This window comes from Zobellia galactanivorans, assembly GCF_000973105.1.
Lineage (GTDB): Bacteria > Bacteroidota > Bacteroidia > Flavobacteriales > Flavobacteriaceae > Zobellia > Zobellia galactanivorans.
Genome location: NC_015844.1, coordinates 5017851 through 5043848, shown reverse-complemented (window position 1 = coordinate 5043848; position 25998 = coordinate 5017851). Strand labels below are relative to the sequence as shown.

General features: G+C 41.2%; 21 protein-coding genes and 1 riboswitch. Of the genes, 8 read left to right on the top strand and 13 right to left on the bottom strand.

Features of this window, described 5'->3' with window-relative positions; genetic code table 11:
* Positions 1-2: 2 nt before the first annotated feature.
* The 3 genes from ZOBGAL_RS22940 to ZOBGAL_RS20370 all read right to left on the bottom strand — a co-directional run bounded on the left by ZOBGAL_RS22940 (position 3) and on the right by ZOBGAL_RS20370 (position 5287).
* Entirely contained in the window at positions 3-2111 is a 2109-nt protein-coding gene (locus tag ZOBGAL_RS22940; RefSeq protein WP_013995649.1) for an Ig-like domain-containing protein, read from the bottom strand.
* 377 nt (positions 2112-2488) lie between these two features.
* Positions 2489-3511 carry an IPT/TIG domain-containing protein gene (locus ZOBGAL_RS20375; protein ID WP_013995648.1) on the bottom strand — a complete coding sequence of 341 codons (1023 nt, stop codon included), beginning with the start codon at positions 3509-3511 and terminating at the stop codon, positions 2489-2491.
* Between the two features lie 189 nt (positions 3512-3700).
* Positions 3701-5287: a WG repeat-containing protein gene (locus tag ZOBGAL_RS20370; protein ID WP_013995647.1), complete on the bottom strand. Its 1587-nt coding sequence runs from the start codon at positions 5285-5287 to the stop codon at positions 3701-3703.
* Positions 5288-5797: 510 nt separating this feature from the next.
* A riboswitch (SAM-I-IV-variant riboswitch) is annotated at positions 5798-5895 on the top strand.
* Positions 5896-5944: 49 nt separating this feature from the next.
* Between ZOBGAL_RS20370 and ZOBGAL_RS20360 the strand changes: the two genes are divergently transcribed.
* The 3 genes from ZOBGAL_RS20360 (at position 5945) to ZOBGAL_RS20345 (ending at position 9236) form a co-directional block, all read left to right on the top strand.
* A complete protein-coding gene (locus ZOBGAL_RS20360; RefSeq protein ID WP_013995644.1) occupies positions 5945-7246 on the top strand; it encodes a Na+/H+ antiporter NhaC family protein in 1302 nt (433 codons plus the stop codon).
* 312 nt (positions 7247-7558) lie between these two features.
* On the top strand, positions 7559-8422 hold the full coding sequence (locus ZOBGAL_RS20350; protein WP_013995642.1) for an outer membrane beta-barrel protein: 864 nt from the start codon (positions 7559-7561) through the stop codon (positions 8420-8422).
* Between the two features lie 253 nt (positions 8423-8675).
* Positions 8676-9236, top strand: coding sequence for a DUF4494 domain-containing protein (locus ZOBGAL_RS20345; protein WP_013995641.1), 561 nt, complete (start codon positions 8676-8678; stop codon positions 9234-9236).
* Positions 9237-9307: 71 nt separating this feature from the next.
* On the opposite strand, the gene ZOBGAL_RS20340 is transcribed toward ZOBGAL_RS20345, so the two are convergent.
* The 3 genes from ZOBGAL_RS20340 to ZOBGAL_RS20330 all read right to left on the bottom strand — a co-directional run bounded on the left by ZOBGAL_RS20340 (position 9308) and on the right by ZOBGAL_RS20330 (position 12163).
* On the bottom strand, positions 9308-9841 hold the full coding sequence (locus tag ZOBGAL_RS20340; protein ID WP_013995640.1) for a hypothetical protein: 534 nt from the start codon (positions 9839-9841) through the stop codon (positions 9308-9310).
* The gene (locus tag ZOBGAL_RS20335; RefSeq protein ID WP_013995639.1) at positions 9838-11394 is read right to left on the bottom strand and encodes a patatin-like phospholipase family protein; all 1557 of its coding nucleotides are present in this window, start codon (positions 11392-11394) and stop codon (positions 9838-9840) included. Before ZOBGAL_RS20335 ends, ZOBGAL_RS20340 begins: the two co-directional genes overlap by 4 nt.
* A gap of 208 nt (positions 11395-11602) precedes the next feature.
* Positions 11603-12163, bottom strand: coding sequence for a trypco2 family protein (locus ZOBGAL_RS20330; RefSeq protein WP_013995636.1), 561 nt, complete (start codon positions 12161-12163; stop codon positions 11603-11605).
* A 637-nt stretch (positions 12164-12800) separates the two neighbouring features.
* Between ZOBGAL_RS20330 and ZOBGAL_RS20325 the strand changes: the two genes are divergently transcribed.
* Together ZOBGAL_RS20325 and ZOBGAL_RS20320 are read left to right on the top strand one after the other, a co-directional pair.
* Positions 12801-13142, top strand: coding sequence for a cupin domain-containing protein (locus ZOBGAL_RS20325; RefSeq protein WP_013995635.1), 342 nt, complete (start codon positions 12801-12803; stop codon positions 13140-13142).
* A 10-nt stretch (positions 13143-13152) separates the two neighbouring features.
* Positions 13153-15381: a nitric-oxide reductase large subunit gene (locus ZOBGAL_RS20320; RefSeq protein ID WP_013995634.1), complete on the top strand. Its 2229-nt coding sequence runs from the start codon at positions 13153-13155 to the stop codon at positions 15379-15381.
* Positions 15382-15486: 105 nt separating this feature from the next.
* Here the strand turns inward: ZOBGAL_RS20320 and ZOBGAL_RS20315 are convergent, their stop codons facing one another.
* From ZOBGAL_RS20315 to ZOBGAL_RS20305, 3 genes are all read right to left on the bottom strand, one after another.
* Entirely contained in the window at positions 15487-16968 is a 1482-nt protein-coding gene (locus tag ZOBGAL_RS20315; RefSeq protein ID WP_013995633.1) for a T9SS type A sorting domain-containing protein, read from the bottom strand.
* A gap of 288 nt (positions 16969-17256) precedes the next feature.
* A complete protein-coding gene (locus ZOBGAL_RS20310; protein WP_013995632.1) occupies positions 17257-17517 on the bottom strand; it encodes a hypothetical protein in 261 nt (86 codons plus the stop codon).
* Positions 17518-17527: 10 nt separating this feature from the next.
* Entirely contained in the window at positions 17528-17836 is a 309-nt protein-coding gene (locus tag ZOBGAL_RS20305) for a hypothetical protein (RefSeq protein ID WP_013995631.1), read from the bottom strand.
* A 359-nt stretch (positions 17837-18195) separates the two neighbouring features.
* On the opposite strand from ZOBGAL_RS20305, the gene ZOBGAL_RS20300 reads away from it, so the two are divergent.
* From ZOBGAL_RS20300 to ZOBGAL_RS20285, 3 genes are all read left to right on the top strand, one after another.
* A complete protein-coding gene (locus tag ZOBGAL_RS20300) occupies positions 18196-18789 on the top strand; it encodes a C39 family peptidase (RefSeq protein ID WP_013995630.1) in 594 nt (197 codons plus the stop codon).
* 20 nt (positions 18790-18809) lie between these two features.
* Positions 18810-19442, top strand: coding sequence for a hypothetical protein (locus ZOBGAL_RS20295; protein ID WP_013995629.1), 633 nt, complete (start codon positions 18810-18812; stop codon positions 19440-19442).
* A gap of 156 nt (positions 19443-19598) precedes the next feature.
* Positions 19599-20291 (top strand): nitroreductase family protein, encoded by a 693-nt coding sequence (locus ZOBGAL_RS20285; protein WP_013995627.1) that lies wholly within the window; start codon positions 19599-19601, stop codon positions 20289-20291.
* A gap of 7 nt (positions 20292-20298) precedes the next feature.
* Here the strand turns inward: ZOBGAL_RS20285 and ZOBGAL_RS20280 are convergent, their stop codons facing one another.
* The 4 genes from ZOBGAL_RS20280 to ZOBGAL_RS20265 form a co-directional block, all read right to left on the bottom strand.
* Positions 20299-21567, bottom strand: coding sequence for a DUF2130 domain-containing protein (locus ZOBGAL_RS20280; protein ID WP_013995626.1), 1269 nt, complete (start codon positions 21565-21567; stop codon positions 20299-20301).
* Between the two features lie 170 nt (positions 21568-21737).
* Positions 21738-23522 carry an ATP-binding protein gene (locus ZOBGAL_RS20275; RefSeq protein ID WP_013995625.1) on the bottom strand — a complete coding sequence of 595 codons (1785 nt, stop codon included), beginning with the start codon at positions 23520-23522 and terminating at the stop codon, positions 21738-21740.
* Entirely contained in the window at positions 23515-24753 is a 1239-nt protein-coding gene (locus tag ZOBGAL_RS20270) for an SIR2 family protein (RefSeq protein ID WP_046287618.1), read from the bottom strand. Before ZOBGAL_RS20270 ends, ZOBGAL_RS20275 begins: the two co-directional genes overlap by 8 nt.
* Positions 24750-25970, bottom strand: coding sequence for a patatin-like phospholipase family protein (locus ZOBGAL_RS20265; RefSeq protein ID WP_013995623.1), 1221 nt, complete (start codon positions 25968-25970; stop codon positions 24750-24752). The genes ZOBGAL_RS20270 and ZOBGAL_RS20265 overlap by 4 nt, the downstream gene beginning before the upstream one ends.
* Between the last annotated feature and the right edge of the window lie 28 nt (positions 25971-25998).

The following is a 25998-nucleotide window of genomic DNA, read 5'->3' as shown; positions in this document are numbered from 1 at the left end:
GTTTATTTAATACTGAAGGGAATCGTTTTTACGGTCGACCCATTCTCTACACGTAAGAAATAGATACCTTGGTCGATACCGTCCACAATAAATTGAAAGGTACTTCCCTCGATGCTAACCTCTTCCCTTTTAAGGATAGTGCCTTGGAGGTCCATTAGCGATATTACCGTTTGCTCGGAGTATAGATTGGCAAGCGTCAATTCCCCATGGGTAACGGGGTTGGGATAGAGCTTTATGCTATGCGCTATATGTTCGGTCTTATTGGCGTCAACCTGATTTGCCGCATCACAACTTGGGGCCTGGTCTTCATTGCTACAGTATACGGTATAGCTTCCGGATTTTGAGACCATCACAAAATTGCCCTGGTCATCGGCTACCCAATATTCCCCGTCGAGTCCGGGAAAGCCGGAGCCTGAAATGCTAAGCTCGGGCCGCTCGCTGTTAAAGCTTGCCTTGCTCTTGCCCCTAAGGTCGATGTAAGAGGATGGCTGCCCGTTATGGGTATTGATTGAAAAAACATAGAGCCCGTTGGCACTGGGGATCCATTTGATCTTAAGCTTTTTAATGTTCGAGGCGTCGGGGCCGCCCGAGCCTAGAACATAAACCTTGTTAAAGGTCACACCATCGTATTGGGGCAGGGCATTGCTACTTGGGGTTCCAAAAGCGCAGTCGGCAGGACCGTCGGTATCACCGTCAATCACCACGAGCCGTACCGTTGACGATCTTGTGCTATTGTTCTCGTTATCGATCGCCACGGCCGTAAGATCATAGGTTCCCACGGCTATTTGGTTTATGGTGTAGTTGTAGGGAAAGGAAAGGGCTTCCCCTAGTTTAACGCTACCGTTGTAAAACTCCACCTTGCTAATGGAGCCATCGGGGTCATTTGCCGACGCGCTGATCTGTAGATTACTTCCCGCATTTACTTGGGAATTATTATTGGGAGAAGTGATGCTTACGGAAGGAGAGGTATTGCCTCCATCATCAGAACAGGGAAGAATATTCCAGCTCGGACAAGATTGGCTTACAAATGCGAGTGTACCATCCGAAACGGGAAAATCATCCGTGTTGGGGTTTCGGGTATTATTCCATACGTGGATTTCCGAAGGGGCGCCTTGTTTCTTTCTAACGGTATTGATACTATTGCCCCTACTTCCTAAATTAAAAGTATTATTAAAAACGGCGTTTCTAAAACCTGTATTGTAGTCGGTACCTCGATCTAGAAAATCAATACAGGCATTGATAAGCTCGGAGCCGTCTAGGTTGAAGGTGTTGTTATATACGAAGGCATAAGCGCCTTTTAAATCGATAAAGGCATCGGCACTATTACTGTCCTCCCCTGCTATTCCTTCCGCAGAAAAGGTGTTGTTTCGAATGATGGTGTTTTTTGTGCCTTCTTTTACGTCTACCCCTTCTGCCGCTACGTTTGGGCCTACGGTACAGAATTCTATGGTATTGTTGTTACAATTGGGACTATAGGGGTTGTTGGGTTGGTCCTCGGTTTGATGTTGGCTTTTGTCCGAACCGACATAAAGGCCTTCCCCGAAGCCCGGTTTGTTAAGTCCGGTATTATAGACTTGACAGCCCGTGACCAAATTATTGCTCGAGCCGTCCCTCAGGTGAATACCTTCTTCCCCGATATCGTGCACCGATACGTTTTCGATTCTGCTATGGCTTGAGTGATCGAGGACCAATCCCTTGGAACCCTCTTCAAGTTCCAAATCCTTGATAATCCAATGGTCGCCTAAAATCCGCATGACATAGCCATCGTAAATACCGTTAGGTCCTTTGAGCACCGGCCTATTGCTGGTACTTGCCCCTCGAATGATTATAGGTTGTGAAGCGGTACCGTTGCGATTCGATGAAAACCTTGCGGCCCTTCCATCGCTATTTAAGTCGAGTTTCTCTAAGGCGGTATAAGTACCTGCGGCTATGACAATTTCATCTCCGGGCGAGGCGTTTATCATCGCATTTAGAATACAGTCGACCGTATTACAGTTTATCACTTTAGAGGCCGTTTCAGGCGTGTTAAAGGAGTAGCTTGTTTGAGTAAAGAATGCCGTTAAAAGGCAAAGTGCTTTAAAAATATTGGAATAATATACATAAGTGTTCATAGAATGTAGATTTGGGATAAAAACTAGTAGTGAATTTTTACAATAGGAGTGTTAAATTAAATTAATACGTAATATAAAACCTACAAATATAAAAGTTATCTTTTGTTTAGGGGTGTCCCAGTAGGAAAATCTAAAGGAGTTGCTACTTTATCCATCCGTACCAAGACATCCTAAAAAACATCTAAAGGCTTTTTCTTGATATCCGCCTTAGGAAGCGTGGAAATTCGGTTTTAGGGGAAAGGACCAGTATGTAGTAAAAAGCAGGGAAAACGCTTGAACTATCTGTGTTTGCTATCAACGAAAAAAGGCACAATAATGTGCCTTTGGAGTTTTTTTTGAAGTTATCTTAAAATAGGGTGCGCTTCTATTTCATTACATTACAGAAAATAGCGTAAGATGCCGTTTTCGATTTTGGCAACGACCACGTTGTCTTTGATATCTATTCGGTCTACACGGCTTTCGGCTTTTAGGTCTTCATTCCAGGTAAGTCCACCGTCAGTGGTCATATAAATGGTATTGCCTGAAAATGACCATCCAGTTTTAGTGTCTAAAAACACAAAGTTTGTGTTGGGCAGTAAAGTCTCTACGGTATCCCAAGTGAATCCGCCATCGGTTGTTTTATATACTGTTTTCGAGCCTGTAATAAGCATTCCGGTCTTTAGGTCGTCGCTCACGCTGATTGCCGCTATATTGCTGTTTGAGTTGTCGGTAGTGGTAAAGAGGATCTCTTCCTTTTCATTGACACTTCCGCCAGCGGGTATTTTCAACAGGCGTAGGCTTTCGGCCCATCCTTCATCGGTTGAGGTCGCTTGAAAGACATTGGAAAACCCTTGGTAGGCCCAGCGTTTAAATGTGAGTCCCCCATCAAGACTTCGCCATGTGGTTCTTGTATTGCCGTTAGAGCCACTAACGAGTCCGTAATACAATCTTTCGGGAGAAACCAATTGTGAGGTCCATATGGTTGCATTTGGCAAGGCTCCTTCTAATTTGGTCAGGGCCCATTCTCCGGGCACTTTGGCCAGTACGCCAATATTCCCTTCATAGGCATTGGCTACTTCCGAAACGACCTTGCGGTCTTTCATGTTGATCTCTAGCTTGGGAATGCCATTTTCGACCAAAGGCAATTTGACCTGAATGGAGGTTTTACCGGCGGATATGATTTCTAAAGCTACACCATCAAAAAGAACTTCGACATCACTACTGCTTTCAACAAAATTGCTTCCGGTGATCTCTACGATGTCGCCGTTATAACCAAAGTCTTGGGAATAAGATTGAACATTGGCTACTTCTAGCTCGGTATCGGTAGTCGGTTCATCTGTTGGCGACTCGTTTTCAGAGCAGGCTACAAGTGAAAAAAACAGGCTTACGGAAAAGAATAATTTGAAAGAATTATAATTCATAGTACGGTGTTTAAGAGGGCTTAACGTATTTCGTATGCCTTCACATTCGAAATTGCAGCCTTCCTTAAAACTAAAGGGAGGGCGCGCTAAGATTTTGATATAGGTTTTTTTGAACAGACTTGGTTTTCAAATAAAAAAGCAATTACCCCTCCAGTAGTTGCTTTTTTAGGTAGAATCTACAGACGGCTGTTATTTTTTCTTTTTCTTCTTTTTCTTGTCTGGGCTTAAGGTTTCTTGGCAAAGGGCGGTATCTACCTTTTCCCCGCTAGGTTTGTAGCAATGAACGGGTTTCTTGCGCTTTCCATAGCTATCGTAGAAAAACAAGATTCCCTTTTGGTATCCGGCCTTGCCCATATATTTTCCTGGAGGTATAATTGTTTTTCCTTCCATATCTATGATAGAATTGGTGCCGTCGACATGACGTATCTTTCCGAATTTAGTCTCGTGCAATACGTAATAATCCCTAAAACCGGAGGCAATCACTTTTTTATACTTAATAGAGAATAGCGCCATATCGTCTTTGCCTTCGGCATCTTTACGTTTTAGCAAATGATTCTGGTTTCTATTGACGCTGTTATAGGTTTTGTATCCTTCCGATGGATCTACAATAAATGATTTATTGGCATAATCATAGATTCCGACCGACCCGTTGGAAACCAATACGGCCAATTCAGGATGGTCGTTATCAAAGTTTATTTGATCGTAGAAATGGTCAAAAAGTTCTGTTTGTGTGGCTATATCAAAAAGATTCATATGGCCATTTTCGTCATATACGATAAAGCTGGCGCCATTGTAATCCATTTTAGAATACTTAAAGGGAATAACGGTGGTGTTATTGGAATCTACGGCGCCCCATTTCCCTTCTTTTTTAACAAAGAAAGTATCGGTAAACAAGATGTGTTTCATGTGTTCTCCCAATTGCCTGAAGGTGTTGAATGGTTTTAGCTCTTCATACGTTGCGGGTATACTCCATTTTTTGTTTGCCATATCGTAAACTCCCCATTTGTCGGTATCGCCATCGGTAGCAATGATTTTATCGTTAAAAGAGACAAAGGTGTTTACCTGTTGTACATTGGGCACTTCGTTAAAAAGTAAAATACGACCAATTTTTACGGGCAAGGTAACCCTATCCATCACATTCATTATTTCAGAAGCCCCATCCTCCGTTTTAATAAGGAAATAATCGTTTGCTATTTGTCTTACGCTCTTATATTTCGCTTTGAGCACAATAGCTCCCTTTCCGTTAATCAAACCTTCTTGTAAGGAGTATCCGCCACTTTTACTGGCATCGGGCTTGTCGTAATGAACGGTAAAATAGTCCGTATCGGTACTTAGGTAGTGATCGTAGACACTGGCCATGTTCGAAGAAAAGTAGTAATCGCCCGTGGCGCCGATTTCTGTTTGTACGGGCTCACCCATGGCATTAAAGGCCTTAATGTTGATATACCTTTGTTCTTCTTTTTTACCGATATCGTTTATACCGGTCACGGGTTGGCCTGTAAAGAATATTTTGGCCGAAGACATATCGGTTTTAAAATCGTATAGCTGATTCAGTATATTCCCAGAGGTGTCCATGAAGGTAGACAGGTCATTTTTATTGACGTTCAAATAGCCATTTATAAAATAGATTCCGGAGCTTTCAAAACCATTGTCCTTGACTTTTTGAAGCAATTCATCTGGTACTCTATCGTACGTTTTATCTATATTAATGTATTCCTCTTGAGAGAAAACTGAGTTGAAGAAGAGAAAGGAGGCAATAATGGGGAATAATCTCATTTGTTGTTATTTAAAATTGATTTTCTTGTTTTTATAATAGATCAAGGTCTTTGGCCGGGATATTTATACGGTATTGGCGGTTAAGGCGATTTACGGAGCATGCCCTTTGTGGCGTTGCCCTTAAATTCGGTCAAGGGATAAAACTGGGAATTACGGCCTATATCGGTAAGCTATGCGTAGGGGTGTTTTAAAAAAGGGAACACTTGTTGTTAAAAACACTGGTTTTCTCATAATGTAAAGAGATAAAGGTTAGGTTCCCAAGGCTTCAATTGAGAAATAGCATAACGCAAATGATAAGACTATAGTATGGTCGAGCGAGCCAGGGCTATCTAAGTGCTATCCATAGGATATGAAGATAGGTTTGTAAGTGGTTGGTTATCTAATTTTTATGAGTGGTTCCGGTATTTGTGGTCGCTGTTAAGGGCTTAATAAAAAAACAGGAAGAAGATCCGGAAATTAACTTTTTTTTAGAGGCCCAACAGCTTTTATGTCCTACTTTTGCGGGCTTAAATTTATTATCAAGAATCTCAAGAACGGAGATAGCAACCTGCATTAACGAGCAAGGTGCTAAAGAGATAAGCCAATTAGTTGGAACCAATGTTAGCCCATACTTCTGCTTATCCACAGCTGTTTCCTTTTTGAAAAGAATAAAGAGAAATGGCACATTCGAATAAGCTTAGCCCCCAATTTTCGGCTTTGATCCCCTTGTTGGTCTTCGTTTTTACATTTTTGGGCGTTGGTATCTATCAAAACGATTTCTATGCCTTACCGGCCCCTATAGCGGTTATTGTGGGCATTATCGTGGCGTTTCTTATGTTCGGCCCATCGGTAAAATCAAAAATAGCTACCTTGTTAAAAGGCTGTGGCGATGAAAAAATACTGACCATGTGCCTGATCTATTTACTGGCCGGGGCTTTTGCCGCCCTTACCAAACAAACGGGCAGTGTAGAGGCGATCGTAAACTTGGGATTGGATTTTATCGCCCTTCAATATATCTATGTGGGCATCTTTATCATTGCCGGGTTTTTATCGATCTCTACCGGTACTTCGGTCGGTTCCATCGTGGCCTTGGCCCCTATCGTAGTCGGTTTTGCCGAGGAGAGCAGTGCCGATCTGGCCCTTTTGTGCGGCGCCTTGTTAGGGGGCAGTATGTTCGGTGACAATTTATCGGTGATTTCGGATACGACCATTGCCGCCACACAATCCTTGGGCTGTAAGATGAGCGATAAGTTTAAGGAGAACATTAAAATCGCCGTGCCCGCGGCCTTGTTCACTATCGGTATCTTACTCTTTCAGGGATGGGACCTAGGGTCTATAGAAACCGAAACGGCAGTGTACAGCTATTCGGTGGTTAAGATAGTGCCCTATGTTTTGGTTATTCTCCTTTCCGTTGCGGGCGTCAATGTGTTCGTGACCCTGCTCTTGGGGGCGATTGCAGCGGGACTTCTAGGGATAGCTTTTGGGGATTTCACCCTTATGGAATCGACCAAAATCGCCTATACCGGATTTACGAATATGACGGAAATTTTTCTATTGTCTTTGCTCACGGGAGGCTTGGCGGCCTTGGTCCAAAAAAACGGGGGAATCGATTTTATATTGGTCCATATCAAAAGGCGGATCAAAAACCAGAAAAGCGCCCAGTTGGGTATGGCGTCCCTGGTGGGTACGATCAATACGGCGATTGCCAATAATACCGTAGCCATTATCATTGCCGGACCTATAGCCAAATCGATCAACGATGAATACGGTTTAGACAAGAAAAAGACCGCTTCCATTTTAGATATTTTTGCCTGTATCTCACAAGGCTTCCTACCTTATGGTGCGCAAGTCTTGATGATTTTGAGCTTTGCAAAAGGACAGATCGATTACCTAGACTTGGTCTTTAATACGTGGTATTTGTTACTCTTACTGATCTATACCCTACTGTTCATCGGGCTTCAACCTACAAGACCGAGCTAGTTTTGGGCTATATTGGGGTATCTTCATTGTAGATTCTCTTCCTATTTTCCATTAAACTGACTTTTCATTATCATTTTCCAAGAAATCGTTAGCAATAAAGAGGCATAGGTGTTAAAACCCGTACTCAATAGCGAGAAATTTCTTTTAAAAAAGAATCTTTGTAGTACAGTTTGATTTGTACTCTGCATGACTATGGAATGTTTTACCGTGTCGGGAAGTGAAATTCCCATAAGCGGTAAAGAGAGATTCCAAAATATAGCTTCTGTAAGTCGGGGTTTTGTAATTCTATTTTAAAAACTTAAATCATTTCGTATGAAACATTTGATCACAGTATGTACAGCTGTTTTAACTAGCGCCTTATCTTTCGGACAGATGGAAGTTTCCTTAAGTTCCGGGTATGCCATCGGGAGTGCCACAATGAAACTGGGGGAAAGGGTGAGCTTGTCGGAAACGGAAAACTCTTATGGAAGTTATGGTGAAGGTGCCAACGTTCAGATAAGGGGGACTTACTTCTTTGACGATTCCTTTGGTGTGGATCTCGGTATTGGGTACTTGCAAGGAAGCGATCAAGACATTTCCGTTGTCAATTTACCCAATTTGCAAGTGGATGCGGTTGCCAGGGCCCGTGCCTTTGGTGCCTCGGCGTCGGTAGTATACAAATTCACCAATAACGTTTACGGGCGTTTCGGGGCTTTGTTGAAATTAGGGGGAAAGACGGAAGGTGTGGTGTATCAAAAATCGGTTTTTAATGAAGAGGAAGCCAGTGCCCTAGGTGTGCCGGAAGGTTCTTATTCCGAGACCAACTATAAAGAGGATTTTCATGGAAAATTTCCTTTAGGCTTTGTCGGTGCCCTTGGTTATAAGTTTAACTTAAGCTCCCATTTTAGCATTTTTGCAGAGGCCGAGTTCTATGGAATAAGCTTAAAACGAAAAGATTCTGAAATTGCGGAATTCAATACGAACATTGTCCTTCCCGATGGTACCGTAGCCGTAGAAGGATTGTATACCTTAGACAACTTGCCCGAGGACTATAGCCGTAAAACGACCTACGTAGATAATCTATCGAACACCAATACCGATACTTCAAAAGAGTTGTCGCAAAAAGTACCGTATTCTTCATTCGGACTTAATTTTGGAATCACCTATAAATTTAAAGGCGGTGGGAAAAAGGAATAGCCTTGCCCTATCTTGATTTCACGTCATTAGAATACAAGGGTCCCGTTGAAATACCACTATTTTAACGGGACTTTTTGTTTTTCGGGCAAAGCAAAGTGGTCAGAAAAGGAGTTGCTTCCCGCTTAAAAATCCTTAACCATCTCACGCTCCGAAACATACAAAACCGGATGTAAAATTGTGGATATCTATTCGATTTTTTGACTTTTCGGGCCGATGCTAAACCCTATATTTGGCCTCTTTAAAACAAAAAGATATGAGTGCAACCTGGTACGAATGCAAGATTAAATACAAAAAAATAGATGAAGCTTCAGGCATGTTAAAGATAAAAACGGAACCGTTTTTAGTGGATGCCATTTCGTATACCGAAGCCGAAAGTAGGATAACCGAAGAAATGTCGGCCTATTTGAGCGATAGCGAAGAAATCAAGATCACGAATATCAAGGTGGCCAATTATGCCGAAATACACCCTTTCGAAAATTCTGACCGTTGGTTTAAGTCCAAGGTATCTTTGGTAGCCTTTGACGAGGAAAGCGGTAAGGAGCGCAAAACCAATATGTATCTCTTGGTACAGGCCAACGATGTAAAGGAAGCCTATGACAATACCGTTACGGTAATGAAGGATACTATGGGCGATTACACCATTCCCGCTATCTCAGAATCCCCTATTATGGACGTATTCCCATATTTCTCGGGGGAAGAGGATGAAATGGACCGATTAGAGAAATTTACCCAGTTGAAAAATTCCGTACCTGCATCCAATGAAATGGACGAGGAACTGGAAATGGCCGATGTGCTATCGAGCGAGGAAGAATAAGCCTCTATATACAATGCAAAAAAAGACCGCCTAAAGCTTTAGGACGGTCTTTTTTTGTAGATACAGCCTACTCAAGGCCCTTTCTTTTTAAAAAAGAGGGTCAAAAAATTATAGGTCCTTCCCCATAACAATAGACCGTAGTAGAGCAGAATGGTCAAGGACATTAAGATAAAGGCGATTATCACGCTCCATTTAAGTCGTACTGCCCAATAATAGGTGCAGAACTTCGGGGTGGTCATGTGGTCGTCCAGCATATATAAAAGCAGGAAATTTTCCAACATATCGGCTAGGCCGGGAACAAGGCACAAGGCATAGTAGTACCATTTGAACTCGGCCTCTAGGGAAAGCTCGAAAATCTTCACGGAAAACAAAAAGAGGAAGGAATAGAGCAGGATAAAGAAAAACTCCAACAGCGTATGGCGACGGAGTACCGTGCTATTTTCCCCGATAAGGTGGGTAAAGGTTTCCATATTGGCACTGAACTGTATGTTCAACGGGTTCGGTATATAATAGGTGCTATCAAAGTAGAAGACAAGAAGAACCATGGCCACGGCAAGGAGGGAAATGGCCCAAAGTCCACTATACAGATTTAATTTCCTTTTCATGTGGATGGATTTTGGGTTTTCTTTTTTTCCGGGGTTCGGGTCGGGGCATACTCGTGCCATTGAAATTTATCGATTTGTGCTATGGCGGCATCGACGCCTGCTAAAAACAGTTCGGTTTTCGTCGGGTCGTCCATCCAGAAATTGAGCCAGTTAAACTTCTCCGTATCGACCGTAACCACCCTTTGTTTGATTTCGTCGTTACTAAAGATGAATTCGTAATCGTAGAAATTCCTAAAGGTCTTAAAAAAGGACGTCAAATATTGCAAGAGGGTAGAATTGGGCAATTTATTCTTGTCGATATTGGCAATTTGCGTTCTATGGTTGAGTCCGATATCGCTGAGCAAAACACCGAACGTGGGAAACCTGGGGGGATTTCCATTGGTCTTGTGAAACTCCCGAATAGGAAAATTTGATAGCATGCCCCCATCAACAAAGCGGGCCTTGAGAAGAATCTGGTCGTCGTCGTCGGGTTGGTCGTAGTGCTTCCTTTCAGGAACAAAGGTCTTATAGATAAAGGGAATGGACATGGTGGCCCTCAAATAGGCCGCGGGCTTTACCTTTTGGGAATTCCCCCAATAATCAACGGCGCGCTCCGGAAATTTTACGATCCTATTATGGGTGAGATTCGATGAAATCAGTACCAAACGGGCCAGGTCGGTGGGTTCTGAAGGGCTGATCTTGGTTTCGCTCAAACGGGTGTCGAAATCTTCGGTGTTTCGGATCCCCACTAGGGCAAAGAGGGTATCGGCCCATCGGTAGAACTCATCCCCGGAATTTATACCGAAGGAAGGGCCCAATACTTTTACGAACAGTATATAGATCAAAAGCATCAGGGCAAAAATGTTCAAGGTACCGATGATAAAATCAAAATACCGGATCTCAAGACCACTTAAGCCGTTGCTGGTACTATAGATGATTCCAAATGCTCCGAAACAAATCACCAAGAAGAGCAACAATGTGGCCAATAGGGAGAAGCGAAGGACTTTCGATTTAAACCTTTTGAACAGACTGCGTTGAATACGGCCAATGATACCTTGGGTCCCCATAAAGCTACTGAAGTCGGTATGGGTAATGACATGGGTAAGCAACTCCGATTTCGTAGCCTGTCTAGGTACACCGGGTTCGGAGAAAATGGAATGACATTCGTAGATGCTATTGGGGATGGCCGCCAGAAAGGAGGCATTGATCGCCCCGGCACTGGTACCGCCATGACTGTAAAAGCGTATTCCGATTTTTTCCATGATATAGGTATAGCCGAGTAAGGCTATACCGTACATACCCCCGCCTTGTTGCACCAAGTCTATTACGGGCCGGGATTCGATCTTGTTGTTAAAGGTTTCCGTAATACGCCCCAGGGAGATGACATTGGGATCAATGGTTCCGTTTTTTATCTTGTCCTTAAGCTTTAAGTTTTGGTCTAAGATGGCCGCGTTTAGTTTGGCATCGGCCTTGTCGAACAAGGTCTTGGTCAGCTCCAGCCTATTTTTGTCCAAGGCATCCTTGGCAATGGTCCCGTTGGCAATGGCCTTTTCAAGAAATTCATAAATATTCATGAACGGTCGGTTTATGTTGCTCCGATTTGATTCCGCTGCCGAATAAAAATGCTTCGCTTGAAATACCTGGTTCGAGGAATTTCAATACATCGGCTACACGAAAATCAAAGGGGAAAATTAAAAATCTTGGGGAATTTAAAAGTACTAAAACTTAGTAAGAATACCATTACGCAAATTGTGTTTTTTGAAGTAAGTCTTGGTCCCTGCCCTATTTGGCTTTTGGGCTAAAGGTTAGGGTTATGGTATGTACGCTCTTGCGCTGTCGTTTTTTTGTGGCCCCGATACTAATGGGCGAGAGCTCTATGGAGGCGCCTCCCTCCCCTGACCGCTCCAAGGTAAAACTCGATACGATTTCAAATCCGTTTCTTGTCAGCGGATAGGGTTCTACCGATTTATAGGCCTGTATTCCATTGCTTAATATTTCAGCTAGGTCACTGGAGAATTCATAGGCGGTGAGACTCGTCTTTTCGGTAGTTTCAAATTGGTAGTTGGCCGTATAGGAATTGTCGATAGATCGGTTCCTTTGTTTTGTGAAGCTAAGGAACCAAATCTTAAACTCCAATCCGTTTTCATCGGAAACCACATCGTTGAACTTCACCGAAACATCAAAGGTGCCATTAAAATAGCCATTTTGGGCCAGTTCGGAAGTGGCTTCCTTTACTTTTTCAAGCGCAGTGGCCACGGCAACGGATTCATCGTTGAGTTTCGATTTTTGACCGGTGACGTTAAGGGGAAGGGTCAAAACGAATAAAAGCAGTATGTGTTTCATTTTACTAGGTTTTACTTTATACAAGAATCAATAAGGTGATGCATTCCACTTTAGACGATATGGATTCAAGGCCCCACTAAGGCGAACCTACTTAAAGATAAAAATAATTTAACAGGAATACAATTACATTTACATCAATATAATTTGTAAGATACTTGTTTGGTAAGCCCTAGGATGAACTTGGCAGTAGGAATCGTATACAAGCGTTTTCCGGAGATTTTCCTCCCCTTCCCTCCTAGTCCTATATGCATTGAAATGCTACCTAAGTGAAATCACAAAAAAAGGGAAATTTATATCTCGGATAAATTTGTCCGTTATTAATTTTAGGTTTAATTTCGCCCCGATAATTAGAAGGATATTGCTTCCGTATTAGCTAGATGTGGTCTTCGCACTTTTTATAAGCTGTGATGAGGTACATCTTACGAGAGTACGGTTCTAAAATGAATTTATGACGCATAACAATCTTAAATCGGATAAAAAGACCTTTTTATATTTATTAAACCAAAAGGGAGTAGACTTGCTTTATGTAAGCATCGGTATAGCAATGCAAATCACTAATTATGAATTGAACAGCTTAAGAATATAAACATCGAAAGGCTTAGGACGCTAGGCTTATCACCTATCAATATATAGAACCATGAATAAAGCATCTTTAATCGAAAACATAAGCTATCAAGACCATCAAGGTCCTACAGTGACGGTCTTGTTTAAAACCCCCAATACCAAGGAACTCAGGATCCTTATGAAGAAGGGACAATTTATGAAGGAGCACAAGGCCCCCTACCCCATAGTTATAGAACTGTTTGAAGGGGAAGTCGACTTTGGCATTAATGGCGAGAAACAACTCCTTAAACGGGGCGATATAATCGCATTGGAAGCCAACGTACCCCATGATCTGGATTGTATTTCAGATTGTATCGTACGCTTGTCCATTTCAGTCCTTGATTCCGTAGAACGTGTTAACCAAGTTTCCCAATAAAATTTAGAAGATGAAAAAAGTTTGGATTGCATTTGCCAGTGTGGTAATACTCTCGTTTATAGTGCTTATATGGGTAGGAACGGAAGTCTATCAAAAACAACCTCCCATACCTGAGCTGGTACGGGTGAAAGATACGGGGGAAACCGTATATACAAAGGAGGATATTCAAACCGGACAAAATGTTTGGGAGTCCATTGGCGGTATGGAAGTTGGATCCATTTGGGGACACGGTAGTTATGTCGCCCCCGATTGGACGGCCGATTGGATACACAAAGAGGCCGTATTTTTATTGGAATACTGGTCCGAAGCCGATTTTAACCGCCCCTATAACAGTTTGGATGTCGAGAACAAGGCGGCCATAAAAGCCCGTCTGATCAAAGATATCAAGACCAACACCTTTGATGAGACCAACAAAACCCTGACCATATCGAAGGAGCGATGGGCGGCCATTAAGGCCAATGTGGAGCATTATACCTCTATTTTCTCCGAAGGAAAGGAAGAGTATGCCATTCCGAAAGGGGCCTTGACCGATCCGGTAAAATTGGAGCAGTTGAACGCCTTTTTGTTCTGGACCTCTTGGGCGGCGACTACCAACCGACCGGGAAAGGATTATACTTATACCTCCAACTGGCCGCACGAACCCTTGATCGACAACCTTATTACCAAGGGCTCCCTGGTCTGGTCGGGCCTATCTATTGTACTATTGCTTCTGTTCATCGGTATTCTTACTTACTACTATTTAAGAAACCATGAAAAAGGGGAAATCATAACCAAGCCCGACAGTGACCCCTTGACGGGAATGAGAATGTTTCCCTCGCAAAAGGCGGTACTCAAGTACTTTATCGTGGTGTCGCTCTTGATCGCCCTACAGGTGGTTCTGGGTATCTTAACCGTACATTATACGGTAGAAGGGCAGGCCTTCTTCGGTTTTGACCTGGCCAATTACCTGCCCTATTCGATTACCCGTACCTGGCATACCCAGTTGGCGGTATTCTGGATTGCGGCTACTTGGCTGGCGACAGGATTGTTTTTGGCACCGATGATCTCGGGCAAGGAAATGAAGTACCAAGTATTCGGTATCAATTTTCTGTTCATCGCCTTGCTTGTCATTGTTTTGGGATCCATGCTGGGCGAATGGCTCGGCGTACACCAATTCCTGGATCTGACCACGAATTTCTTTTTTGGCCACCAAGGCTACGAATACATGGACCTTGGCCGCTTTTGGCAAATATTCTTGGGGATAGGACTGGTGCTTTGGGTCATTATGGTAAGTAGGCATATTGTATATGCCATCCGTAAGAACGATGCCTCAAAACATTTGTTGATCATTCTCTTGCTCTCGGTTATGGCCATAGGTATGTTCTTTTTCTCCGGACTTATGTATGGGGAGAACAGTAGTCTACCGGTAATCAACTACTGGAGATGGTGGCTGGTCCACCTTTGGGTAGAAGGCTTTTTTGAGGTCTTTGCTACGGTGGTTATCGCCTTTATCTTTTCTAAAATGAAAATCATCTCGGCAAAAACGGCAGGTCGGGTGTCCGTAGCCTCGGCTTCCATTTTTTTGGCAGGAGGGATTATCGGAACCCTACATCACCTCTATTATTCGGGTACGCCTATTCAGGCCATTGCCTTGGGGGCGACCTTTAGTGCGCTTGAGGTGGTTCCCCTGACCCTTATGGGCTTCGAAATACGGGAAAACTGGAACATTCTAAAAAGCAGGTCTTGGATGCAAAGATACAAATGGCCCATATTCTTTTTTATTGCCGTGGCCTTTTGGAACTTTATCGGGGCCGGTGTTTTCGGCTTCCTTATCAACCCACCGATCGCCCTGTACTATATCCAAGGGCTGAATACGACGGCCGTACACGCCCATACCGCCTTGTTCGGCGTATACGGTATGTTGGGGATGGGATTCATCTTGATCTGCCTGCGGTTCTATTCCGATCGGGCCTGGGAAAGCAAAAAACTGACCCGCGCCTTCTGGCTCCTCAATATTGGATTGGTGGCCATGGTGCTTTTTAGCCTACTTCCCATAGGGATCATTCAGGCCTACACCTCCATAACCGAAGGGTATTCCTTTGCCCGCGATTCGGAATTGTTGTACTCACCGACCGTGCAGACCTTGAAGTGGTTACGAATGATCGGCGATATAATTTTCTCGGGTGGGATATTCTATTTCTGTTGGTTTACCATCTCTGAAACCCTATATAGCTTTAGAAGGAAATTGAAAAGAGAATAAGTAGTCCCATATACTATTATAGGCGTCCCAAAAAAGAAGCAGAAGGTCTTATCGGCCTTCTGCTTTTCTATTTTACGATAGTTGGGATGGTTATGGCGAAGGATTTTAATCTACCTTGATGATCTGTTCGGTAACGACCTTTCGGCTGGCCAGGTCACGTACGGATACCACGTAGACGCCAGAGGAGAGTTGGCCCATATCGAGTTCGTACTTGCCCTTGTCGGTAGTAAGGCTTTGTATCAGTTTTCCGCCCATATCGTTTATCTGTATGATCGATTTTGAACCGAGTCCCTCTATATAGAGTATTCCTTTGGTCGGGTTGGGGTACATTGAAATTTCGACCGTGTCAATGGGCCGGTTTTCGGTCAATACCTCTCCATTGGTATTGTAGACGACGATAACGGGTGGCCTGGCATAGGTCCCTTGTTCGGTGTCTCCGCTCTGAACGGATAGATAGAGGTTTCCGGTACTGGGGTCAAAGGCACCCCCACCGATTTTTTTCGAGCCATTGGCCTGAAACGGGGTATTGAAAAACCCGTGGTCGTAAGGTTGGGCCTCGTAGGGTTTTAAGGTGCCGTTTTTTATGGCAATCAAATCGTTCATGTCCCACAGCCAGTAATATTGGTAATTGTCCTTGGCCTGTGGGGTACAATATCCGCCGCAAAGGTTGCCGTTGTCCTGTACACATTTATAGCAAACACCACTTTCGTATCCCCCACTGCTGCCAATGGTCAAATAGGTTCGGGTACCGGGTATGATAAAGCCATAGGTGGCCCTAGACAGATGCGTCCATATATCATTGGTCTTCGATTCGTTGCTGAGGTCGCTGTGCAAGGGATTCGTTAGACTGAAATCCAATAAGGTCGTAGTCTTTATCGTACTGCTGGTGCTCAGGGCATCGGTTATATCGAAGGCAAAGGCGGAGGGCCCCACACTGGCCCTTGATATGATCGGAATACCGCTCGAGTGACCGGTAATATGGTCACCGCCCAAAGCTTCTTGGTAGTCTTCCGGAATCGGCGATATCCAGCCCGAGCTATGTGCCGGAGGACTGCCTTCAAAGCGGTAATACCCGCTGACCGATGAGGTTTCCAAGGCATTGGCATCGTTTACGATCAAGGTACTTAAGGTATTGTCGGCAGGGGCGTCGTAATATTCATAGGCATTGACGATCAGTTTGGCCTGGCCGCCCTGGTTTACGTAATAAAGGCCTCCTACCCTATCTATTTTTTCGGGATTCCCTTCCGAGGCCTTCGATAGTACCGGGCTAAAAACCTGAATAGGTTGCTCTACCATGTTCAGCTCCGAAAGCGATTCGCTTTTTACGATTTCCGGAATGGCGTATTCCGCTACGGCCTGTTGGTGGGCATGACCGACGATAAAAAGGGAATGGTTCTCGTAATTGTAGGCAATGGGCCCTTGGGAATAGTTGAGGTCCGATACGCCGTTGGTACTGGCCTTTATGCGAAAGGCACCCTCATAGGTCAATTGTGAGATGTCGAATAAGGGTAGTTCTTCTAGGCTTTGTCCATAGCTAGGAAATAGAGAGGCGGCCAGAAGCACCCAAAAAAAACATATGGTCTTCATCTTTTTTGCGATTTTAATGAATTGGACTTAAAAAAGAGCCTCCAACTAGGGGAAACATTAAGATAACGCAAAGCATAACCGAATGTTGTTCGTGAAGTTAAGAGGATGGTATAGAGGGAATTGTGGAGTGTTACAGGAAGGTCTTTCTGTGAACTATTAAGGGGCGCTTCGGTCGAGGGCCTAAAAAAAGCTCCCTGATATTTCAGGAAGCCAATGGTTGTTATAGATGGTGTATTATTACAATTAAGTGTCTAAAAAGCAGTCGGTTGTAGTTTTACAAGAGAAAGTTTATTTACCATTTTCGGAAGTATCAATACCGGTTAGTTTGCCACTATTTTGCTTCCATTCTACTTTAAAGTTTTTATTGAATTCCATAAAGATTTCCGGTTTTACCGTGCCGTGAAACTTATGATCCGTAATTTCTACCGTATAGGTACCGGCAGATGATACTAATTGGGCTCTCATTTTCCCCTCAGGTTGAATGATAGTTGCCTTTATCTTTCCATTTTCGGTAGCGTGAACGGTGATTCTGTTTTTTCTTTTTTCCATGATATTGTATTTATTCGTCTATAAAACTTATGCCTACTCCATAATATGCTACGGGGTTTGGTCCTGTATTTTTTACCCTGAAATACATTACCAAGCCGTTTTCGGTTACCCTTGAACGTACGTTTTCAACCGATAGTTCCGAAGGTATAAGACTGTAATAATGCGGTAAAAAGACCCAAGGATGTGCGGTTACGTTAACCTGTACACTAGTTAGATTTACTCGGGTATAGTCGCTATGCGTAAGCCACCAGTTGTGCGTGGCTCCTACCTCTAGATAGTCTCCTGAATAATCCATTTTGTGAAATTCCGTTTTTGCCATGATATCTTGTTTTAAGTGATTTTTAGATATAACCCATAGGGAGCGGCGGTACGGGGATGAACCTGGGCCATTGTTCAAAACTTATACTGAATGTAAAAATTAATTCTTTTAAACGGACCTAGATATGTGTTAATGGTAAATCACACTGTATAAAAGGTTTATTGTAAGGGGCATGGGGCGCTGAAATTAATTTGAGCGTATGTGCGGCCTCTTTATGTGATTTATACATTCAAGATGTTTAGTTGTATAATTTTTCTTACATCTTACACATTATTGAACTTAATGTGTTGTATTTCAGTATATTTTTAACACTCATCTTTCCCTCGGTAATTATTTTTTAACCTTATAAAACACGTATTATGAAAAAGTATGTATTCAAACTAATTGGTGGGGTACTTTTAATGGTCATGTATCAGAGTTGTTGCACCCCTAGTGCCACAATCGGAAGTGTAAACAACACTTTAAGGCCACAAGAGACCAGAAATTGGTGTTGGGCCGCGGTAACGCAGATGATTGCGCAAAACGAAGGAAAAATCGTGAGCCAATGTGATTTGGCGAATCATAGGTTTAGTATGACCAATTGTTGTGATTTTGAAAATACGGGCGAAAGTTGCCCTAAAACAAACGATTGTAACAGGCCGGGATGGCTTGAACTTACCTTTGCGGGAGTAAAGTACAGTGAAGACACCACCGCTTTGAGTTGGGATAAACTGAAAAAAAGCATCTATTGCAACAAAGATGTTCTTGGTTATGCCTATGGAACACCGGATGTAGTGGGCCATGTAGTGGCCGTGCGGGGCTATGTGAGTATAGCTGGCACCAATTATGTAGTACTCAACGATCCTTGGTCACCCTGTAACGGGACAGAACGAATGATCACTTATGAAGAATATGTCAATCCTACAGGTACGGCCACACATTGGAGAACTTGGTACGGTATCAGTAAAATTTAAAAACATAAAACCTAGAAAGAATGAAAACTTTAAGAACGATTATAGGTATGGCACTGCTCTTTTTTATGGTCCAAGCTGTAGCCCAAAGTAATGATAATCTTGAACAGACGGTTGAAAAGGGAAAATCCGATTTGGTGGAAGCGCTGAAGCAAACGGGCGAGCAATTCGATTTCGGAATAGACCCAGAAGCTGTAAAAAATGCCCGGGCCGCCAGGCCCTTGGCATTCCACGAAGTAAATTTTGACCAATTGTTGGAGTATAAGCAAAACGGTATAGCGAGCGTATTAAAACCGGAACATAAAAAAATCGTTCCCTTAATGTCAAATAATACGGTAGTAACGACCATATCGATATCAAATAAGGAAGGTAAATATCAGGTAACGGATCTGATCAACCATCAATATGAGAACGATTTGAACCAGTTGCCCGCCGAATTAAGGGAGAATAATTTTGAAAATCTAAAGGTGGTTTATGTACCCAACCTGAATACCACGGTCTATTCCATAAACGGAAAGAGCTATACCGACTATGGCGACCGTACTTTAAGGCAAGGTATGGATAGCGAAGTTCTAATGCAGGAACTTAAGGTGGATGCCAAAAAATTCCAACAAGCATATGGTACTCCCGCCAAGCAAGGTAAATTATTGAATTAACCAAGGTACAAGGCCTTTATCGAATTGAATCCCTTGAACGATGTTTGAGGGATTTTTTGGTTTCAAGAAAGTTCCTAATGGAAATAAATACGAAAGCCTTCTAAAAAAACCAATAACTTTGCAGGCAAAACCCAGTTCAAAAAAAGCCTTCAAACCATGTCGCCTAAACCCCATATTTCCGTTAACGGCCATACGCATGTTCTATATCAAGAAAATGCCCTATCACAAGAAGAACTGATAAAACAGAGCCAGGCTTTCTATACCTATCTGAAGCAGAGAAGGTCGATCAGGGAATATGCCGATACCCCTGTACCCAAGGAAGTTATAGAAACCTTGATCAAAACGGCCGCTACGGCGCCATCGGGAGCGCATAAGCAACCGTGGACGTTTTGTGCGGTATCGAACCCCGAGCTAAAAACAAAGATACGGGCAGCGGCCGAGGCGGAAGAAAAGGAAAGCTATGAGAGTCGAATGAGTGAGCGTTGGAAAAAAGACCTGGAACCCTTGGGTACCGATATGCACAAGCCTTTTTTGGAAGTGGCCCCTTGGTTGATCGTGGTTTTTAAAAAGGTACACGACCTTGGCGCCAATGGCGAAAAACTCAACAACTACTATGTGAACGAATCGGTGGGCATTGCCTGTGGCATGCTGATTACCGCTATACATAATGCGGGATTGGTTACTTTGACCCATACCCCTAGCCCTATGAATTTCTTAGCAAGGTTATTGAACCGACCAAGTAATGAGCGTGCCTTTTTATTACTGCCGGTGGGCTATCCAAAGTCGCCTACCTACGTGCCGGATATCGAACGGAAACCGTTGGATGAGGTGGCTGAATTTTATGAGTAATTTGAACCTAGAATAGTTGCTCATCGTCATCATCGCCACCTGGCAATTCCAAAGCTTTGACAGACTGTATTGCATTTCCTGCAATACCTTTTATGGAACCGTACATATCAATGGTATTGGTGACCACCTTTTCAATTTGTTTTTCACGCTGCTTCCAGATGCGTTGCATGGAGCGTTTCTCACTTTCCAAATCGGTTTTCATCTGGGTGAAGCCTTCTACTATGGCTTCTACTTGCATTCTAAAGGTATTACCCGTTAGAAAGGTATATAGCATATCCATTTTATCTCCCTTGTTTTCTTGGGAACTAATGGCCGTATCCAATTTAACAATGGTTTCCCTTAAAACGGCGCAAAGGCCTTTAAACTCATCGTAGTTACATATCCATATGCCATCTCTCAGACCCATTCTATCCATACCGGAGGGCATAACCTCGGTAACCAGAACTCCTATATTAGCGCCTCTATCTCTAATGTCTGCTTTGAACTTTTCTATCCACGTGGGCTGAAAATCTTTGGTACGTTTACTTTCGTAATAAATGGACCCGCAATTTTGGGCTGCACGGGTATTCACAACTTGAATACAATCTCCGCCTCTAGCACCTTTCTTAATTTCCTCAATGGAATCTAACGGAAATTGAGCCGCCAACCATTCCTCAATGGCCAGTTCTTGAACTTCGCCTTGCAATTGCATAGAACCCTGCTCCTGCTTACGTTTCATTTCTTCGGTAAGCTTCTTTTGGTCTTCTAATTGCTTTTGCATTTCTTTAAAACGCAATTCATTTTTGTCCTCTTCAGATTTCTTGATTTTTTCCTTTTCTGCAATAAGAATCTCGTTCAATTTCTTTTGAGATTCTGCTTCTGCAATCTCTTTAAGCTCAGATTTTTCGCGCTTCAGTTTTTCAATTTCAGCCTTGGTTCTATTGAGCTCTTTTATTTGTTCAGACTTCTCATTCAGCTCTTTTTGTAGCGCATCAAACTGTTCAGATTGTTCTTCTTTTAATTTGAGTTTAAGTTTGGACTCTATCTCCTTCTTGCCCTCTTTCAACTGATTTTCTAAACGTTCTTGAAAAAGCTCGTTTTCTTGCTTCTTCTTCTCTAGAAACTCCGCTTTTTCTCGTCTCAGCTTCTCTTGCTCAAATTCATAACGTTTCTTTTCTACTGCTATTTGAGACTGGTATTTTTGTTTGATTTCTTCTTCAAGTTGATGCGCCAAAATATCTTGTACATCTATTGATGTACCGCAGTTTGGACATTTTATTTGAGTATCTTCTTTCATGTATTCTTCTAATTCTCTAAAAATTTACGTTTACAAACCTTTCAAAGGTACTATTTACTTTTCCTGAATCATATATTTTGAACTAAGCGAGGGAAGATTTTAATGTACTGAATTGCGCTTGTAAATACTGTTTTGAAAATTGGAAATTATATTAGGTTATTATATCAGTTTTAATTTTTCTTTAATGTTTTAATAGTAAATAGAGGCGTTTCTGAATTAGGCTTAATTGTCGGCATATTAACCTTAAGCATAACTGGCATTGGAAAATCTATTCCCATTAATATTGCTTCTCCAGCTCCGAGAACCGGTAAAAAAGATAGGGTTTCTCGGTTAGCACTTGAACAAGCATTTACTATAGCTTCCTTATCATAATGATTAATAAGTCTATGAGAAATAAATGTCCCTATTTGACTCAAGGTACCATTAGGAATATCTCTAGGCATTTGGGTTGCAATACATAAAAACAGTCCATATTTTCTACATTCTTTTGCTATACTATCAACTGAATTTAATTCTGTTGCCTCAAAATATTCATCTTTTACTTTTTTATTCAAAAATTGATGAGCTTCGTCTATAAATAGAATTAGAGGGTTTTTTTTAAACCTGCTAACTCGAGCTTCTTCTAATAAATATTTTCCAATTGCGTTGGATAAAATTTCTCTTGATTGAAAATCAAAACCTACAAACTCAAAATTAATTCTCAATAAACTTTTATCATTATTGATGAAGTCATTGATTATATTAATCAACTCTCCATTTTCATTTTTTTCTTTATTGAAACCAAATAATGAATCGAATTTCGAGTTATTTATAAGGTTATTTATTCTAAGAATTAAGCTGACACAATTATTCAAATGATTATCATTTCTACCTCCCCACTTATCTTTATTGTTGAAATCAACATCGTATACACATTCCTTGACTATCTGTAGTGATAACGATTTTATGTCAAAATCAGACTTTATACTCTCTATCTCATTAATAAATTTATTATAGACCCTATTATAGGGTCTCATTAACTGTCCTGCCTTTAAAATTGTATTATCTCGTATTGTTATATTTTCTCTAACTTGTTCACTTATTTTAATTGAGAAAGTATTCTCATCAACTTTTTCAATAAAATCATCATCAATATTATTTTTTAAAACTCGAAGAATTTTTAAAGATTTTATAGCTTCCATTAATTTTGGAGCTTGAACTTGCCCTGAAGGTCTTAATAGAACAAATAAATCACTAATCGCAAGGTTTGTATAATGAAAAAATGAATCTATTGATAGTTTTGCCGATTTTTCAGAAAAATCTTCATCATCAAAATTAATATATTCACCTGTTGAATCTATTACTATAGTTTTGCTATTATTATAAGTTACACCTTCTATTAATTTACTTACTGTATAGCTCTTTCCCCCACCGGTTGTTCCAACTATTGCACAATGTCTCCCAAAAAGGGCTTGTTGTGAAAGTTCGACTATTGTAGTTTTATCATAGGTTAGACAGCCAAATTCAATGGTAGGAGCGACACTTTTATTAACTCCCTTTAGGCCAAATCCTTTAAAATAATTTTTAATGAAATTTGAAGAGCATATAAATACTTTTGCCCCTATCATGGGCAAAGAATTCAAGCCTTTATCAATCTTCATTGGATTAAATAATTCAAAAGAAAGCAATATTTCAATTTTACCTGTTGGATGAAATTCTTTTGTATTAAATGATTTTTCGCTTAATTGAAATCTTTCTTTTTCTGGCAGACTAAGCTCAAGAATTTTACCTAAAAAACCAAATTGGTCACCTTCAACTACAACATAATTACCAACTAATCCTCCTCTTAATTGCTCTCCATAAAATGAAAAAGGTTTCATTAAAACAGAAGATGGGAAATGAACCTTAACAAATTGAGGGGTAACCTGATTTACGTAACCAATAAAGTGAGTGTGGTTAAAAGGACTATTATTCATCTGGTGTCAAGTTGTTTATAATTATCTTATTATTACTCTCTTGACTGTAAGACTTTAAGTCCGGATAATATTTAACAAAATCTACAAATTCTTCATCTACTAATGCTATATTATTATACTTTTTTGCAGCCTCAAAAAAAGGTTTGAAATTTTCTGAAGAATCGTCAATACCTTTATTCACAACCATAAGCTGAAAACTTGGGTTTTGCTCTAAAGCTTCAATGATAGCAGTAACAATATGCTTATCATTAAAACTAAATCCGATACAAATTAACAATACATTTTCATTTCTTAAATTTTGCTGAAAACGTGACATCATTTCAAAATACGGTTGTTCATACGAACTTTCATATTTACTATCTTTAGGGTAAATCATTAGGGCATAGTCTACCTTTTCTTTTTGAAGAATATCTCCATTTTCTTTAGACCAATCAACAGAACCATGCGGTTTGTATAAATGAAATACTTTTTGAATAAAATTATCATCTTCCTTTACTCTGCTTAAACTTCTAGAAACAATATCATAATCAAAATTTCTGCCACTGAAAGTTCTAGGCAAGGAAAAAGAAAAGCCATCAATTATTGTATAATTGCTTTTTCGTCCAGCTTGTTCGAATAACGTATCATAATTAAGAGTAAATACCTTTGCTCTAGGGAAAGTTACTTTCCTTTTTGTGATTTTTTCTAAAAAAACCTGGTGCGGATTATCCTCAGGGAGTGTTATTGTACAATTGTCTTTAATAAGACTTTCTATTTTTGAAATTATTGACTTTATGTCTACTTCTTCCTCACCTTCTTCTGCCTTATCCTTGACATAATCCTTAGCTATATTAGCAAGCGATAATAATTTCTCTAAATTCTTGACATAATTACCCGATGTCTTATCTTTATCTACATAGCGAACTAGTTCACAAAACTTATAAAACTTTTTCTCTGTGATTTTTGATACTGAATCGTCCCAAAGGTGAGACAGCAATTTTCCTTTTTTCGTTTTACCTACTCCAATGGAAGAGCCTGCTCCTGTTAAAACATTCAAATTCTCAAATTGATGATTTAAGAATTGGCTGTACATTTTACGTTTTACTTCTATAGCATATTCCATTTTATTGGAATTAACTATATTATCTTCTTTAAAGTCGTAGAGTGCATCATTGATATATACATTTTCAACAATATCTTGGTTCATTTGAACCTTTACCGACTTTTTCCCATTCAAATATATATACTTCATATTTTTTTTTCTTTACCCCATTGCACCCACCTATCCATCCCATCCTGATACCATCTATCGCCAGAAATAAATAACAAGTCATTATTTCTTTCGACTTCAAATTCAATGGGTTGGTTGTAAATTTTTCCAGTTTTCCAGGCATCAAAACATTGTAGGAGCAAGTCCACTTGTTCATCTTTGGTCAGGTCCATATCTAGCGCATACAGTTGTTTTATGAGCGGTACGGCTTCCGTAGACAGCTTATCATCAAAATGAATAAGTGGTGATAGCCGTATGATGCTTTCATTCAAATTCTTGCCTGTGGTGGCTTTAAAAAACATCATGGCCATATAATTGGCGGTATCTGGCGGTTGGTATAAAATGGTCTTGGCTTGGTTAAAAACGGTTTCCATAAAGAAACTGAGTTGTGGTTTAAATTTATGAAACGCCCATTTCTTTCTTCGGTGTTGTTGGGTGTCTAGCTTCCAGTTCCAAAACGTCTCTTTATTATCCGAAGACATTAACGCATTACTGGTACCAAGGGAAACAATTTGTATGTCCTTTAAGTCCACTTTTAGTTTATAGGCCTCAATAATACCCGCTAGAATAGGATTATTGAATCCGCCAAGGGCGCCATCCCAAAGTTCAAAAAACACCCCGCTCTCTTGTGCTTTAAACCGTGCCGGAAAATCAAAATATTGCACCGGAGCATTAGAAGAACCATTAATGGCCTGCGTAAGCCGCACGGAATCATAGCGCGATGGCGTTAACGCATAGGATTTAAAAAACTTAGCCCGGTTGTTTAGCGCATCATAAGTACAGACCACAATTTTAAGGGACTCTTTACCAATGATTTTTGGCAATTCTGACATCTGCACCTTATCTACTTCTGGAAACAGATATTCAAAAGCTTCCATTTTCTTAGTAGCACTATATTTTGGTCCAAATCCAATACCGAAAAAACGTAAATAATCTACCGGAAAAAAGCGGTCCCAAAAGGCATTCTTATGAAAAATACGTTCTCGGTTTTCTTTATCCTTAAACAAGGTAATGGCCTTATTTATAGAATAATTTTCTGCCAAGGCAGCCAGAACAATACTTCCACCGGAATTGGCAATGACCAGATCAAACTTACGGAGTACCTCATGCCCGTTCATATTCCCGTAGCGGTCCCGTAAAGTGAGTAGTTGTATAATGGCCCAACTGCCGCCGCCATCTAAGGATAAGATTTTATACATTTTGGTCTGTACGTGGTTTGGAGTGACT